Genomic DNA, 16,186 nt, shown 5'->3' on the forward strand with positions numbered 1-16,186 from the left:
CAGGATGCCTGTTCCACCACCACAGACAGGCAGGATGCCTGTTCCACCACCACAGACAGGCAGGATGCCTGTTCCACCACCACAGACAGGCAGGATGCCTGTTCCACAGAGGAAGAGGAGGAGGGAGTTGAGGGGTTGGTGAGGTTGCGGGTTGTGGAGAATTGGGAGTCTCAGGATGAGCCTGAACATTTGAAAACTATTCGCGATCGACTTTTGAGAAATCAGCAAAAAGCGGGGCAGTTATTGGGGCTTTACCAGCAAATTTTGGAATCCGCGCACCCCCCCCAACCCCCCCTGGCTAAGGGCAGGGCTGTTTCATTCTCTTGTAGGGGCAATCCCCCCGTGGTTGCCCCGATATCTGAAACCCCTACCCGATCGTCTATCGGCTGGGCGGGCACGGGGGCACCGCCCCTACAAAACCCTGGTTTTTCTGAGAATGAAACAGCCCCCCTTGCTAAGGGGGGGCTAAATGCTGCTGCTTCACCCCTGGGAGAGCAAGAAATAGCCACTCTTACTCCCCCCCTTAGCAAGGGGGGGCTGGGGGGGGTTCTTGCTGATGGCAGTCCCGAACAAACAGAATTGCGACTGTCAGGTTTAGTGGTGCAACAACAGGGAAAACTAAAAGTTTATAACCGAATTTATGCCGAAGTTTTCAATCTTGAATGGGTGGAAAAACAGTTGGGAAAGCTGCGACCTTATTCGGAAAGTTTTAATGCTTGGAATGCTGCCAATTTTGAGGATGATTCGCGGCTGCTGCGGGGTCAGGCGCTGCAAGAAGCTTTGGAATGGGCAAAATATCAAAGTTTAAGCCATCTCGATTACCGCTTTTTAGCGGCGGCTCAGGATTTGGAAAAGCGAGAAGTTGAATTGGCTTTTGCACTGCAAGCTGAGGAAAGTCAAATATTGACACAAGCTAATGAAACTTTAAGTCTGGCCCAGCATCAAGCTAAAACAGAGTTAACGTTAGCTAAAAAACAAGCTAGAAAAATAATTGCGATCGGCTCGACAATTTTAGGGATATCTTTAGCAGCAGCTATCGCCGTACAATTGCAAGTAATTAAAGCCGATCGAGAACTCGCAGAAACCAAAATAGTCCTCGAAAGTTTGTCGTCAAAGACAACTTTAGCCTCAAACCCTTTTCCAGCACTGATCGAAGCACTGCTTGCAGCACATAAACTTAAAAAATTAGAGGCATTGAGTCCGGCAAAATCCGAAACTAAGATGCAAGTATCCATCGCCCTCCAACAAGCAATTTACAGCATCCGAGAGCGCGATCAACTCCTTGGCCACCAAGCTAACGTCAGAAACGTCGTTTTCTCGCCCGATGGCAAAATCCTCGCATCCGCTAGCGAAGACGATACCGTCAAACTCTGGAACCCAGACGGCATCTTGCTCAGAACGCTCACCGGACACGGAGACAACGTTTGGACTGTCAGTTTCTCACCTGACGGCAAGACGATCGCATCTGCTAGCGACGATGCTACTATCAAACTCTGGAACATCGAAAACGGCACACAAATTAGAACGCTTACGGGGCATAGGGGCTGGGTGAGAGGAGTCAGTTTTGCTCCCGACGGGTTGGCGATCGCATCTTCGGGTTCCGACGGCACTGTCAAACTCTGGAATCCAGCAGACGGCACTTTGCTCCAAACCTTTACTGGGCATAGGGGCTGGGCAACAAGCGTCACTTTTTCGCCCGACGGGTTGGCGATCGCATCTTCGGGTAGCGATCGCACTGTCAAACTTTGGAATCCAGCAGACGGAACGGAAATCGCAACGCTGACGGGCCATACCAATGCTGTCAGAAGTGTTAGTTTCTCCGACGACGGCAAAACCCTCGCATCCGCTGGTGAAGACGGTTTAGTCAAGCTGTGGGATGTCAAAAACCTGACTCTCCTCAAAACCCTGCAAGCCCACAGCAGGCAAGTCTGGAACGTCAAATTCAGTCCCAGAGGCAGCCTCCGCCCAACTCTGGCTACCGCTAGCGAAGACAGCACCGTCAAATTGTGGAATTTATCGCAGTTAGGAGACATCGAGCCGCAAACGCTCAAAGGACACAGTGGCAGGGTTGCCAGCCTTAGTTTCAGTCCCGACGGCCGCACTTTGGCAACGGCAGGTACCGATCGCACGGTACGACTCTGGAACCTCACCGGCATCGAACCGAAAGTTCTGGAAAGTCACCGCCGTCAGGTTTTCAGTGCGAGTTTCTCGCCCGACGGCAAAACTGTTGCCTCCGGTAGCAGCGATCGCACTGTTAAATTGTGGAATGCACAAAACGGCCGCGAAATCAAAACTTTTCTCGGACATCAAGGTGCCGTCACCAGCGTCAGTTTCGCCCCTGACGGCAAAATTTTAGCATCCGCAGGAAGCGATAAAACTATTAAATTGTGGAACCTAGAAACCGGCACCGAAATCAAAACTCTTTCAGGACATCAGAGGGGAATTGACAGCGTTGTTTTCAGTCCCGACGGTAAAATCTTAGCATCAGCAGGAACCGATAAAACTGTTAAATTGTGGCATCTAGAAAGCGGTGCAAAAATCAAAACCTTCAAAGGACATCTCGAAAGAGTTAGAAGCGTCACCTTCAGTCCCGATGGCAAAACTTTAGCATCCGCAGGGAACGATCGCACAATATTTTTCTGGGATTTAAATAATTTAGAATCTACGCCAAGAAAGATTGTGAAAGCCCATAACAGCCGAATTACCAGCCTGCGTTTCAGTCCCGACGGCAAAATCTTAGCATCCGCCTGCGATGACAGCACCATTAAATTGTGGAATGCAGAAACAGACACCGAAATCAAAACTATCCGAGGACACGGAAGCTGGGTAAAAAGCATTAGTTTCAGTCCCGACGGCAAAATTTTAGCATCTGCAAGTTTCGATCGCACAATTAAACTGTGGAATGTAGCAGACAGCAAAACTGGATTGGAGGCGGTGCCCCTACAAACTTTTGAGGGACATAGCGATCAAGTTAATGACGTTAACATCAGTCCCGACGGCAAAACTCTTGTTTCTGCCAGCGATGATTCTACTTTAAGGATCTGGAATTTGGAACTTGATGTAGATAGTTTAATGAAACTGAGTTGCCAATGGCTGAGCAATTATATTGCTAATCATCCCGAAGAAAAAGCGATCGCAGAAATATGCAATCCTTAAAAAACATGACTTACACCAATACGGTTCAGTTAAGATCGATCCCCCCTAACCAAGAGGGCGGGCACGGGGAGTAGGGGTCGCACCGCCCCTACAAAGGGGGGGACAAGAAGTTGCTCAAAGTCAACCCCTACTCCCCAACAATCAGGGGGAGTAGGGGGTATGCGAGGGGGATCTCCGGGGAATTAACAGTGTTAACCCAAGCGTATTGGGACTTACACAACTGGCACATTAAACAAAGGTATCTTGTTGCGCTTCAGCACTATTTGATATCCTAAGAGCGAGTCGAGCGCAACCACATACCTAAAAGTCTTGTGACTGTTGCGTAAGGCCTGAGATTAAAGAATTGGCAACGACTAATGAACTAAGGGTTTGATTCACCGCCCTACAGTGGCATTCTTTTTTTACTGGTATAAACAAGCGCCCAAGATATATCTGGGTATTTAAGTTTGTTTTGTAGATAGTTTGACAGTAATTCCTTTTTGGGAAGACCTGGGAATTGTCAAGAATGCTATTATTTTGACATAATAAACATTACTTAATTTTTGCTTTCACGGCCCTAGATTCCACTGTAAATCCTGGAATATCTTGCAGTTCTGTTTCGCTCAAACTGTACTGTTCGCAAACCAAACTCAAACGAGTTCCGGTACTTTTAACAGCGTTGACAGAGTGAGTCAAATCTCCTTGAAAATACACCAGCGAGTTGGCTTGCGGCTTAATCTGCCCGACTTGCTGTTTGTTACGCCGCAGTATCAATTCTCCCCCTTGCAAGTTCGGCGGTACTTGTACGTACAAAACGCTGACGGCTGCGGGAGGTTCAACTGTTTTGCAGTACGATCGCAAAGATCGATCGATATGCGGATCGACGCGGGAACCTTCACCCAGCAACAAAGGGTTGAGGTAAAAAGCATTGCATTCAGGCTGTAATGCTTGGTCTAGATAGGGTTTGAACAAAGGGAACCGCCGTTCTACTTCGGCGATTTCCGCACGTTGAAACACCACGGAAAACCCTTTTGTGCCAATGAAATCGCGATTGAGGTTGTTGATTGCTAGATAAGGGGAGGCTAGAATTGCTCCTCGCAAGTCGTTGAGGTAGTCGATCGAGAAAGCGTTCGGATGTTGGCTATAGTATTTCAAGGCACTCAAAAATCATCAAAGTTTAAGGAAACAGCAGATAGAAATGCAGCAATCGCTCAGACTTGGGATTGCTTCGTTCCGCGCAATGACATAATAATGTTTATTTGTGTCCGCGTACTTAAGTTAAAGGTTTTTCTTAACTGCGGGCGATCGCCCGGAAGTATCAAAACCGACTAGCAACGGCAGAATATCAGTATACAGGCGATCGTCGTTGTGATTCGATTATATTTGCAATTCGCTTATACATGATGCCGCTGGGCAGCCGATCGCCCATTTATTTTAACTTGTCCAATTGCAGGGGCGAGCCTAATTTGGGCGATCGCATCCGGCCTCTGTTTTATCACCGATTTCTTGAGTTTGCTAGCTGGAAAACAGATGCGTGTTGGTGGTGTATAGGAAACATCTTGCTAAAAAAAGCAATCCGTGCATTAGGTCAAAATGCTGGGAGGGCGATCGACAATATCTAACGGGAGCATCTCACCTTTGCAGCCCTCCGCTAGAAATTGGAGTTTTGAGGCAGGAGGCAGGAGGCAGGAGGCAGAAGGAAAGAGGAAGAAGGAAGGAGCCAGAAGAAGGAAGGAGCCAGAAGAAGGAAGGAGCCAGAAGAAGTATTTTTACAAATATGAGATGCTCCCTATCTAACTGGCGATCGAACGTTAATAAAGTTTACAATTAGAGAATGTGGTCTAAAAAATACCAGCAGTCGCAACAGTTACTAAGTAATTATTTCAGATTAAATTAACATTTCATAGTGGAAAAAAGCCAAGCTGCCAGCTATAATTAAAGAGTAAGGGAAAAAAATAACTCGCTGAAACGATATGGCAACAACATTGTACGAAAAAATGGGTGGAGAGCCAGCCATTAAAGAGATGGTGGATGATTTTTACCGCGATGTTTTGGCTGACGAGATAGTGAGCCATTTCTTCGATCATACAGATATGGAAAAGCAGCGCCGCCATCAAACTGCTTTTATCTCTTATGCCCTCGGCGGCCCCAAGCAATACTCAGGCCGTTCAATGGAGAAAGCACACGCAGGTTTGAATCTACAGCCTGAACACTTTGATGCAATTGTGAAGCATTTGACAGATGCAATAGTTGCCCACGGCGCCTCCCAAGAGGATCTCGATGAAGCGCTAGGTAAAATCGGGACTTTGAAAGAGGCTGTTTTGTACAAGTAAAATCGAGTGAGGGCAAGAGGGTTTTTGCAGCCACTAGAATAGTGATGAAAGTGGAGATTTCGTAATTGTGCAGCGAAAGCTCCACTTTGTTTTTTGCCGGATATAATGAACCCCGAAGAGGCGAAGGAAGTAGCCTGTAAGGTGCGTCAGCTCGCTCACTTATTAGGCAAGAAAAACGCTGCGGCCCGTGGCACCCTACAATACTATTTTAAATGCGTAACAGCTTAAGTAGATTTAGTAAAGTACAGTAATTGTTCGGCCATCCATGAGAGCGACGCTGATTGTTTCTTCGGTGAAGTACAGGTTTTTAACTCTATCGCCGGCAACATCATGCCACCGCATATCCGGTATGAGGGCGGGCGTTGGGCGGTTGAAACCCCAAGACAATCTGATCTTTCCCAATCCCGGCTTCGACTAGCTCATTTGTAATCCCATCCTCAATGCCATCGCGTTGAATCCAAATTTTGTCATCAATAATTTGGACGTGAGTTATACATCCATGCACTCGCCGTTTTTGCTGCCAACCCACATCAAACAGCATAAAGTGATTGCGATCGCGATCGACAATTAAGTGCTGATCGATTTCTCCAAAAGAATAGGGAATTTCTGCATACTTTCTTAAAATGGTCTCGATCGTTTGCCGATAAAACTCTAAGTTATCCATCTTCTAACCTCCGCTGTGTTCGCATCAAAAATTAGCAAGTTTAAGTGATTGATTTCAACCATTAATTGTGGCAGCTCCTCTGAAAAAAAATCTAAAAACACGCTTTCTGGAATGGCTAAGTACAACAAACGCGCCGAATTCTGCCGCTCCAAAACTTGTGAATACATGATGTATTGACCTAGCGCCTGCTCCAAATCATGTACGGGTGATGGGCCGATAAAGCTTTTCACCTCCACTGCAATCCGCTGACCTTCTTTCTCTGCTGCCAATAACTTCTGTGCACCCAAATCTATATAAGCCGAGCGTCCTCCTATCTTCAAGGTTAAGGGATCGTTAGTAATCGTCCAACCATCATTTTCTAGAGCCGTTCTCACCGTATTGTGGTAAATGTCTTTAGCCATCTTCAGAGTACCTCATCCAACTTAATGTCGGCTCCTTGTCGCCCATTATACCCTGGCTACGGGTGGGGAATACTCAGTTTGGCTATAGTTCAGCCTTTTGCCAGATGACAACCCTTAACTGCTCATAGCAAAATCGATAATATTTCGAGTCAGAGTGTATGCCGCAATACTTCGGAAAACTCCAAACAACCGAACAGCCTTGGTCAATTATTGGCTCTGTACAATCGATCGATAAAACCGATTCCCTACGGGATAGCTGCGCTTCACGCACAATTCACTTCAACTGTACCAATTCCTCCCTAAATATCAGCATCCTCGCACCGAATTTAATCAGAGTGCGAATGTCCCCAAACCCCCCCCAACTAGGGCGGGCACGGGGGCACCGCCCCTACAAGGGGGAGGAAGAAATTATAGACCAACCCCCCCTTAGTAAGGGGGGGCAAGGGGGGGTTGAAAGCCGATCGTACTCAATAACTGTCCCTGACGAAGAGTGGGAAATTATACCATTTGAAGTGCGAGAAACAGACGAAAAAATAGAAATTGAAACATCACAAATAACGATTTCAGTCAAGCGCGATCGCACTTCCATCGAATGCTTTGACAAATCGGGAAAACCCTTTGCTAGCGACTGCGATCCTAGTATGGGATGGCGCGCAGGCGCAACCGCAGGCTGGAAACGCATCGAAGCAGACGAACACTTCTACGGTTTCGGCGAACGTACCGGGTTTCTCGACAAACTCTCCGAAGTCAAGACAAACTGGACAACCGACTCCCTTGACTACAATTCCCTCACCGATGAAATGTACCAGGCGATCGCATTTTACATCGCCCTGAATCCCGATCGCGCTTACGGCATTTTCTTCAACACGACATTTTGGAGTCAATTCGATATCGGCGCGGAACAACCGGGGGTTTTGCGGATGGAAACCAGAGGCCCGGAACTCGACTACTACATCATTTACGGCCCGGAACCCGCCCAAATTATCGCCACCTACACCCAGTTAACCGGCCGGATGCCGCTTCCGCCAAAATGGGCGCTGGGATACCACCAATGCCGCTGGAGCTACGAATCCGAGGACATTGTGCGCGAGTTGGCGAAGGAATTTCGCGATCGGGCGATTCCCTGCGATGTCATCCACCTCGACATCGACTATATGCGCGGCTACCGCGTTTTTACCTGGAGCCCGAAGCGTTTCCCCGATCCCGCGAAACTGATCGCAGACTTGAAAGCAGCGGGTTTTAAGGTTGTCACGATTGTCGATCCCGGTGTCAAGTACGAACCGGAAGCAGATTATGAAATATTCGATCGCGGTGTGGAGAATGACTATTTCGTCCGCACCGCAGAGGGAAAGCTATTCCACGGTTACGTTTGGCCGGACAAAGCGGTGTTTCCCGACTTCCTGCGGCCGGAGGTGCGGCAGTGGTGGGGCGAATTGCACAAAACGCTGACAGATGTTGGGATTGCGGGGATTTGGAACGACATGAACGAACCTGCGATCGCAGAACGGCCTTTTGGTGACGGCGGCGAACACATCAGCTTTCCCCTGGATGCACCGCAAGGCCCGGAATCCGATCGCGCTACCCACGCGGAAACGCACAATTTGTATGGATTGATGATGGCGAAAGCTTGTGCTGAGGGGTTGCAAAAAGTGCGATCGGGCGATCGATCTTTTGTGCTGACGCGATCGGGTTTTGCGGGCGTTCAGCGTTACTCCTCGGTGTGGATGGGCGACAATCAATCGCAGTGGGAACACTTAGAAATGTCCCTACCAATGCTTTGCAATATGGGGCTTTCCGGCGTGGCGTTTGTCGGTTGCGACATCGGCGGTTTTGCGGGGAATGCAACCGCTGAACTGTTCGCGCGGTGGATGCAGGTGGGGATGCTGTATCCCTTGATGCGCGGTCATTCGGCGATGAGTACGGCGCAGCACGAACCGTGGGTTTTTGGCGATCGCACTGAGAAGATTTGCCGCGAATACATCAATTTGCGCTATCAGTTGTTGCCTTATATTTACACGTTGTTTTGGGAAGCTGCGACGACGGGAACGCCGATTTTGCGACCGCTACTTTATCACTTTCCGCGCGATCGGGCAACTTATCACCTTTACGATCAAGTATTGCTCGGCCCGTCGCTGATGGCTGCACCTGTTTACCGCCCGGGAGTTGAGCATCGCGCCGTGTATTTGCCGGAGGGTACTTGGTACGATTGGTGGACGGGCGAATGCTATCAGGGCCCGACGCACATTTTAGCTTATGCACCTTTGGAGAGAATGCCGCTTTACGTGCGGGGCGGGGGCATAATTGCGATCGCACCTGTGAGGCAATTTGTCAGCGAAGAACCGCTTGAGTCATTAAAAATGCGAATTTGGCCCGGAAGCGGTGAATGGACGCTTTATGAGGACGACGGACACAGTTTTGAACACGAAAAAGGTGTCTGGGCTACGACTAATTACAACGTGTATTTGGAAGGGGACAAAATCATCGTTGAAATTGCCGCGCGGGAGGGTCAATTTTTGATATCAGAACGCGAAGTTATTGTGGAAGTTGTTGGCGTTGGCGAACAGCGATCTACAGATGATGGTACGGTGCGGCGTTTGACATTTGGATAATGTAGGGATAAGGATGGAATATTGCCTGTCTGTGGGGTTGAGTTTTGAGATGGCGGCGATGACAGCAGGAAACATAGAGTCTGGGAAGGTCGAGAAAATTGCCCTGTGGATGTTCTATCATGTCCAGTTAATCAGTTATCATAAGAGTGGGAGCTTGTACCTTGCAAGCGAGACGCTCCCGCTCAACAAGAATCAACAGATGGATAAATAAACCATGCTAATAGAAGAATATTTTGAGTTTTTAGCCGATGATGACATTCGAGTAAAAGGCACAAGAGTAGGAATAGAAAGCATCCTCTATGAATATATTTATCAGCAACGTTCACCAGAGGAAATTTTAAAACACTTTTACACTTTGACCCTCGATCAAGTTTATGCGACAATTTTGTATTATTTGAACAATAAAGCTGCCTTAGATAAATACATCGCAGACTGGCTCGAATGGTCGCACGAACAGCGAAAAGCTCAAGAATTAAACCCTCATCCAGCTTCGGTCAGGCTCCAAAAAATCAAGGAAGAAAGAAATAAAAAAAATGGCACTCAAGTATCTCATGGATGAAAATATTGACCCGATTTATCCTAATCAAATTCGGAGCAAACAAGTAGGATTAATTATTCGGGTCATTGGCGAACCTTCCATACCAGCAAAAGGAACTAAAGACCCGGAAATTTTAGAATGGTGTGAAAAATATGACTTTATCCTAGTCACGAATAACCGCAAATCCATGCCCGTTCACTTAAACGATCATTTGCAAGCCAATCGTCATATCCCTGGGATATTTATTTTAAATGCGAATTTAAGTATAGGGCAAAACATCGATGAATTAATTTTGATTGCTGAATGTTCTTTTATCAATGAATATCAAGACCAAATTATTCATCTACCTATCACTAAAGAGGTTTAATGATTATCTCCCATATAGCTCTGAAAAATTGGCGCAATTTTCAGTCAGTGAATGTTGATTTGCGCGATCGCGTTTTTGTGGTAGGCCCTAATGCTTGTGGTAAGTCAAACTTTCTCGATTCATTGCGCTTTTTGCGGGATCTGGCTAAAGCAGGAGGCGGATTGCAGAAAGCCGTGAGCGATCGAGGTGGCGTCTCAAAAATTCGCAGTCTTTATGCGCGCCGTTATCCAGATGTAGAAATAGAAATTCACCTTTCCGAATCTAATGCCCAACAGCCATTATGGAGGTATGGGCTGGGAATTAAACAGAGAAAAGGGGGGAAAAATGAGCCGATTGTTGCCTACGAACGAGTTTGGAAAGGCGAGGAGCAAATTGTCAATCGCCCTACTCAAGAAGATGACAACGATGAGCTACGTCTCACCCAGACTTATTTAGAGCAAATTAATGCCAATGCAGAATTTAGAGAAATTCCTAAATTTTTAGAAGCGATTTTATATTTACATTTAATTCCTCAGTTAGTCCGCCATCCCGAAGCTTTTGCTACCCCTGGACTTTCCGAAGATCCTTTTGGGAGAACTTTTTTAGAGCGAGTTGCTAAAACTCCCGAAAAAACCAGAAAATCGCGATTAAAAAAAATTGAAGATGCTTTAAAGCTGGCTGTCCCACAATTGAAAAACCTCACAGATACCAAAGATGTGATGGGGGTTCCGCATTTGGAAGCGGTTTACGAACATTGGCGGCCCGGAGCAGGAAAACAACGGGAAGACCAATTTTCTGACGGAACGTTACGGTTAATTGGTTTACTCTGGTCACTGTTAGAATCCGATTCATTATTGTTATTAGAAGAACCAGAACTTTCCTTAAATTCGGCGATTGTTAGCAATCTACCCTCTCTGATTTATCGCCTTCAGCGTCCGAGAAAGCGACAGGTTATTCTTAGTACCCATAGTGCTGATTTGCTCTCAGACAAAGGCATTGGCGGCGAAGAGGTGCTGCTTATGACACCGACTCCTGAAGGAACTCAGGTAAAACTTGCTTCAAGTAATGAACAAATCAAAATGCTATTAGAAGGAGGTTTAAGCATAGCTGATGCTGCACTTCCTCTGACAGCACCGCCCGCGATCGAACAACTCAGTTTATTCAAATGACAGATATTCCCATCAATCTAGTGTTTGAGGATGTACTGAGTGAAGCAGTTCTTAAACAAATGCTCAAACAGTCTCAACGTCCCTTTTCAGTGGGACAGTGCTTGAATCAGAGAGGATATGGCAAAATTAAAAAGATTATTTCTGGATTAAATTATGCGGCCAAGGGAATGCCATACTTAGTATTAACTGATTTGGATAATGCAGAATGCCCGCTAGTAATTATTTCGGAGTGGTTAACTCAACCAAAACATCCTAATCTGCTGTTTCGGATTGCTGTTAAAGAAGTGGAAGCGTGGTTACTTGCACATCGATCGGCATTTGCCGAATTTCTGGGTATTTCAGTAGACTTGATTCCTCCTGGCGACGCGGATCGAATTCCTGACCCCAAGCAGCTTTTAATCAATTTGGCTAAAAAGTCAAAGAAGCGAAATCTGCGGGAGGCGATCGTCCCCGCTCCTAATAGTACGGCTAAAATTGGTAAAGACTACAACGGTCAACTGATCGAGTTTGTCAATCAAAGTTGGCAGGTTGCGTCAGCACAGACTAATTCCCCCAGTTTGGAACGAGCTATGAATGCACTCATAAATTTTCAACCAACCTGGGAAAATTGAGGAGAAAGAGAAATTATGTTATCATCATCTACTATGATTAACTCATAATCTGTTATAATATACATGAAATTTTATTATTACCACATTTATGCTAGAACCCTATCACCTAGCTAATTTGTTGCTTGTCGCTGCCAAAAAATCAGAAAGTGAATGATTGGGAGAGAAATAGAATGTCTACAAGAATTGAAGAAGTTAAGAAGCAGTTATCTAGTGAAAGTGAGCAAGAAAGACTTGCTGCTTTATCAGAAACTCTCAATTATGGTCAACAAGGTTTAGAACTATTGATTGAACAGTCTATCAAAGATCAATCAGACAGAGTTAAACAATTTGCCTACAGAGTTTTTCGTGGTGATAGTTGTTGCTTGAGGGAAAATACACCTGAAAGCTTAACAACTTGCCCAACAGATATTATTACTTGTCTAGCAATAAGTCCAGATAATACTATTTTAGTAGGAGGGAGTTGGAAAAAGATTTGGGTATGGGATTTGCAAACTGGGGGAATAATTCGTAGTATTGAAGGAGATTTGCACTGGGTTTTGTCTGTGGCTATTAGTCCTGATGGCAATACCTTGGTTAGCGGAAGTGCAGATAAAAATATTAAGGTATGGAATTTAAAAACAGGGCAGCTTATTCATACATTAATCGATCTAAGTTGGCATTCTAGTTGGGTTACTGCTGTTGCGATCGCTCCCGATGGAAAAACCATTGTTAGTGGTAGCACCAACAAAACCATCAAAATATGGGACTTAAATACTGGGAAATTAAATGAAACTCTACAAGATCCAAAGGAACTATCTTCTGTTTTGAGCTTATGTATTAGCCATGATGGAAAAGTTATCGCTTGTGGAAGCACTAATAATAAAATTACCTTATGGAATTTGGATAGCGGTAAACTCATACGCAGTATTGAAGGACATTCAGCTTGGATTCAATCTTTAATTATTACTTCAGACAACACAACCTTAATTAGTGGCAGTCGTGATGGTGTTGTAAAATTTTGGCAATCAAAATCTGGAGAACAATCTTCAAATCAATCAGGTTCAGCTTTGGGTAAAGGTTTAGTAGATGTAGCAGCTACTGTCGCAGGGTTTTCATTAGGAGGGCCTATAGCTGTAGGGGCTTGGGTATTAGGTAGAATTATTGTTGCCGCAGCAGATAATGGAGGTGTTTCTGTACTACCTCTTCAAAATTTAGAATGCACCAAGACTTACCCAAATAATCAATCAATTAATTCTCTAGGTTGTAATATCAATCAAAATATACTTGTAGTAGGTGTTTCCAGAGAAATTAAAATCTTTGATTTAAGATATAATTATAATAAAGTCATCTACACTTTACCAGAGCAGCCTGATTTTATTAGCTCTGTAGCAGTTAGTCCTAATGGAAAAACTCTTGCTGTTGCAGGGAAAGATTGGGTAACATTATTGGAACCACAAACAGGAAAACCACTTCATGCTATTAAGGGATGTTCTTATCCAAAATTAAGCAAGATTGTTATTCATGAAATTTCCCAAGCACTCACTTGTGGTCAAGTTCAATATTTTACTGTCCAAGGTTTAGACCAGAATAATAGAGATATCAACCTTAACGATAAAGATGTTGAATGGGAAACTACTGGCGGTAAAATCAAACAAGGTTTATTTACAGCAGGTGAACGGGAAGGAAGATTTGAAGTTAAAGCAAAGATAGGAATTTTTGAGACTTCTGTCACAATTACTATTATTCAGCCCCCTAGAATCACTGAGATTTCTGTTACTCCTTCTAGGATTACTTTAGAGTTTGGTAAAACGCAACAATTTACAGCACAAGTTTTAGATCAACGCAGAAATCCCATGCCGGAAACTGTATTGTGGGAAGTAAGCGGAGGTGGAACGATCGATCAAAATGGCAATTTTGTAGCTGGAAGCGATCGAGGTAAATTTGAAATTATCGCTTCAGTTAGTTCAATTCGTCGAATTATCCCAATTACGATTATTGAACCTCCGAAGCTAACAGAACTAATTATTATATCGTCAACATCTGAATTAGAGTTTGGGCAGAGTTTTCAGTTTCAAGTTAAAGGAGTAGATCAGTATGGTGACAGCATACAAACTGGGAAAATTACTTGGTCAACAAGTGGCGGAGGTGGAATAATTGACCAAACTGGCTATTTTATAGCTGTCAATAAGCAAGGAAACTTTGAAGTTATCGCTTCAGTCAGTTCAATTCGTCGAGTTATCCCAATTACGATTATTGAACCTCCGAGGCTAGCAGAACTAATTATTACATCCTCAATACCTCAATTAGAGTTTAACCAGAGCTTTCAGTTTGAAGTTAAAGGCTTAGATCAGTATGGTAACAACATACAAACTGGAGAAATTAGTTGGTCAACAAGTAGCGAAGGTGGAAAAATTGACCAAAATGGCAATTTTGTAGCTGGAAGCAATGCTAAAGGTAAGTTTAGAGTAACTGCAACAGCAACTGAATACAATATCAGTGCTTTTGCTGATATTCAAGTAGTTTCTATATTGAGATATTTATCGATTTTTCCGAATGAAGTAGCACTTAAACCTGAAGAGAATTTCACTTTTGATGCGATCGGATTCGATCGAGAAGATGAACCAATACAGATTAATCAAGTACATTGGAAATGTACCGAAGGGGGAAGAATTAACGGCAATGGAACTTTTATAGGAGGTTATAAAAAGCGAGAAGTTACGGTTACTGCGACAGTTAAAGGAATTAGTCAATCAGTTAAAGTTACGTTACTCCCAGTTTTAAGACGATTAGAAATTTCTCCTCAAAAAATAGTAAAACTTCAGCCTGATGAATGCCAAAAATTTACAGCAATAGGCATAGACCAATATGGCAATCGAATAGATACTGGAAAAATATCTTGGGAAACAACAGGTGGAAAAATTGACCAAAGCGGTAATTTTACTGCCGCTAGTAATGCGAAAGGTACATTTAAGGTAACAGCTAATGTTACTGAAATATCGGAATCTGGGGTAAGGGCTAAACTCTTAATCTTGGGAATATACATGAGGCTTTTATATCGTGTATTTTCATTTGTTAATTTTACCCAAAATAATTTCATACTCAAATCGGCTGTCGAGCTTGTAAAAACTAATTTTACGACTGGTGAACAAACAGAAAAAGCCGAAAATATAGAAACAGATTCGACAAATGAAGCAACCGATATTCTTGGTTTTGATATAGATGCCTGGTTACACAAAAACATCTTTAATATTGTCGCTCGGATTCTCGACTTGGCGGGTCAACTATTTATTAATGCAGCTAAAATTAGTGCTTCTGTTGAAGTTGTTGTAGTTCCTGTATTGAGACGATTAGAAATTTATCCTAAAGAAGTACAACTTAAGCTTAATCAGAATTTAACTTTTAGTGCGAAAGGATTTGATCAGCAAGGGAATCTGATGATGCCTGGAAATATCATCTGGCGTGCAACAAGTGGCAAGATAAATTCAGATGGTAAATTTATTGCTGGAAAAAGTATCGGTCAAGTTACAATAACTGGCAATTTTGGAGAGATTTGTAGTTCTGCATTTATAAATATAGTTGAGCATCAGAAATTAACACTGCCACGATTAACACTTCTACCCAATCCTGCACCTACAGAGACAGTTGATAGGGATGATGAACAAGATGATGATAACAATGATTTAGATGACAATGATTTAGATGACAATGATTTAGATGACAATGATTTAGATGACGATGATTTAGGTAACGATGATTTAGATGACAATGATTTAGATAACGATGATTTAGATAACGATGATTTAGATAACGATGATTTAGATAACGATGATTTAGATGATAATACCAATCGAATTCATTTGAATTGTGTAGCTTTAGAAGATTATTTAGCTGACAATGATTTAGCTGACAATACTAATGATCCTTGGGATTCTATAGATTTAGAGGATAATTTAAATGACGATAATTCTGAGAATAATAGTGTTCATGGGTTTAACAAGAACTCGATTTTTTACAATGGTTATAGTATCAATGAGGATGAAGACATAATCAATGAGGATGAAGACATAATCAATGAGGATGAAGATACAAATTATTGTTCTAATCGCTATAAGCTTACTGTGAAAGTTGCTATTTGTGGCAGGAAGAAACGTCATCAAAGTCGTGAAATTACAGACAAGGACGCTGTAATAGAAGCAATTAAAGAAATGTCAGAAGAAATATCACAACTAAATATTGCTGCTTTACCAAGTGAAATGTCTAATTTAGAACAAACAAATGAAAATCAAAAAATGTCCGAATAATTGAGAGATGAATAATTTTTTAATTGCTCAACAAAATAGTTGGATTAGCAGAGTAAACTAACTCAAGTAATCTGTAGGTGCGTCAGGCGAAAATTTATCG

At 43.7% G+C, this 16,186-nt stretch carries 13 protein-coding genes; 10 read left to right on the top strand and 3 right to left on the bottom strand.

The annotated features are described in order from the left end of the window. Positions 1 to 3,156, top strand: a 3,156-nt coding sequence (locus QUB35_RS28800; RefSeq protein WP_333145063.1) for a WD40 repeat domain-containing protein, incomplete at its 5' end; no start/stop codon positions are given. A 531-nt stretch (positions 3,157 to 3,687) separates the two neighbouring features. On the opposite strand, the gene QUB35_RS28805 is transcribed toward QUB35_RS28800, so the two are convergent. Further along, complete coding sequence (locus QUB35_RS28805; RefSeq protein ID WP_333145064.1) at positions 3,688 to 4,299, bottom strand: 2OG-Fe(II) oxygenase; 612 nt, start codon at positions 4,297 to 4,299, stop codon at positions 3,688 to 3,690. Between the two features lie 239 nt (positions 4,300 to 4,538). Between QUB35_RS28805 and QUB35_RS28810 the strand changes: the two genes are divergently transcribed. From QUB35_RS28810 to QUB35_RS28820, 3 genes are all read left to right on the top strand, one after another. Further along, positions 4,539 to 4,757, top strand: coding sequence for a hypothetical protein (locus QUB35_RS28810; RefSeq protein ID WP_333145065.1), 219 nt, complete (start codon positions 4,539 to 4,541; stop codon positions 4,755 to 4,757). A gap of 16 nt (positions 4,758 to 4,773) precedes the next feature. Further along, positions 4,774 to 4,932 carry a hypothetical protein gene (locus QUB35_RS28815; protein ID WP_333145066.1) on the top strand — a complete coding sequence of 53 codons (159 nt, stop codon included), beginning with the start codon at positions 4,774 to 4,776 and terminating at the stop codon, positions 4,930 to 4,932. A 176-nt stretch (positions 4,933 to 5,108) separates the two neighbouring features. After that, positions 5,109 to 5,468: a group 1 truncated hemoglobin gene (locus tag QUB35_RS28820; RefSeq protein WP_333145067.1), complete on the top strand. Its 360-nt coding sequence runs from the start codon at positions 5,109 to 5,111 to the stop codon at positions 5,466 to 5,468. 328 nt (positions 5,469 to 5,796) lie between these two features. Here the strand turns inward: QUB35_RS28820 and QUB35_RS28825 are convergent, their stop codons facing one another. Both QUB35_RS28825 and QUB35_RS28830 read right to left on the bottom strand, forming a co-directional pair. Beyond that, positions 5,797 to 6,132 (bottom strand): XisI protein, encoded by a 336-nt coding sequence (locus tag QUB35_RS28825; protein ID WP_333102648.1) that lies wholly within the window; start codon positions 6,130 to 6,132, stop codon positions 5,797 to 5,799. Further along, on the bottom strand, positions 6,120 to 6,533 hold the full coding sequence (locus QUB35_RS28830) for an element excision factor XisH family protein (protein WP_333145068.1): 414 nt from the start codon (positions 6,531 to 6,533) through the stop codon (positions 6,120 to 6,122). The genes QUB35_RS28825 and QUB35_RS28830 overlap by 13 nt, the downstream gene beginning before the upstream one ends. 158 nt (positions 6,534 to 6,691) lie before the next feature. Here QUB35_RS28830 and QUB35_RS28835 point away from each other — a divergent pair, with 158 nt between their 5' ends. The 6 genes from QUB35_RS28835 (at position 6,692) to QUB35_RS28860 (ending at position 16,086) form a co-directional block, all read left to right on the top strand. Next, positions 6,692 to 9,142 carry a glycoside hydrolase family 31 protein gene (locus QUB35_RS28835; protein WP_333145069.1) on the top strand — a complete coding sequence of 817 codons (2,451 nt, stop codon included), beginning with the start codon at positions 6,692 to 6,694 and terminating at the stop codon, positions 9,140 to 9,142. 214 nt (positions 9,143 to 9,356) lie between these two features. After that, entirely contained in the window at positions 9,357 to 9,701 is a 345-nt protein-coding gene (locus tag QUB35_RS28840) for a DUF433 domain-containing protein (protein WP_333028145.1), read from the top strand. Continuing rightward, on the top strand, positions 9,676 to 10,047 hold the full coding sequence (locus QUB35_RS28845; RefSeq protein ID WP_333145070.1) for a DUF5615 family PIN-like protein: 372 nt from the start codon (positions 9,676 to 9,678) through the stop codon (positions 10,045 to 10,047). The genes QUB35_RS28840 and QUB35_RS28845 overlap by 26 nt, the downstream gene beginning before the upstream one ends. Next, the gene (locus QUB35_RS28850; RefSeq protein ID WP_333145071.1) at positions 10,047 to 11,195 is read left to right on the top strand and encodes an AAA family ATPase; all 1,149 of its coding nucleotides are present in this window, start codon (positions 10,047 to 10,049) and stop codon (positions 11,193 to 11,195) included. Before QUB35_RS28845 ends, QUB35_RS28850 begins: the two co-directional genes overlap by 1 nt. Continuing rightward, positions 11,192 to 11,806, top strand: a complete 615-nt coding sequence (locus QUB35_RS28855) for a hypothetical protein (RefSeq protein ID WP_333145072.1) — start codon at positions 11,192 to 11,194, stop codon at positions 11,804 to 11,806. Before QUB35_RS28850 ends, QUB35_RS28855 begins: the two co-directional genes overlap by 4 nt. A gap of 170 nt (positions 11,807 to 11,976) precedes the next feature. Then, positions 11,977 to 16,086: an Ig-like domain-containing protein gene (locus QUB35_RS28860; RefSeq protein ID WP_333145073.1), complete on the top strand. Its 4,110-nt coding sequence runs from the start codon at positions 11,977 to 11,979 to the stop codon at positions 16,084 to 16,086. Positions 16,087 to 16,186 lie beyond the last annotated feature (100 nt).

It is taken from the genome of Microcoleus sp. B13-B6, from assembly GCF_036705405.1.
GTDB lineage: Bacteria > Cyanobacteriota > Cyanobacteriia > Cyanobacteriales > Microcoleaceae > Microcoleus.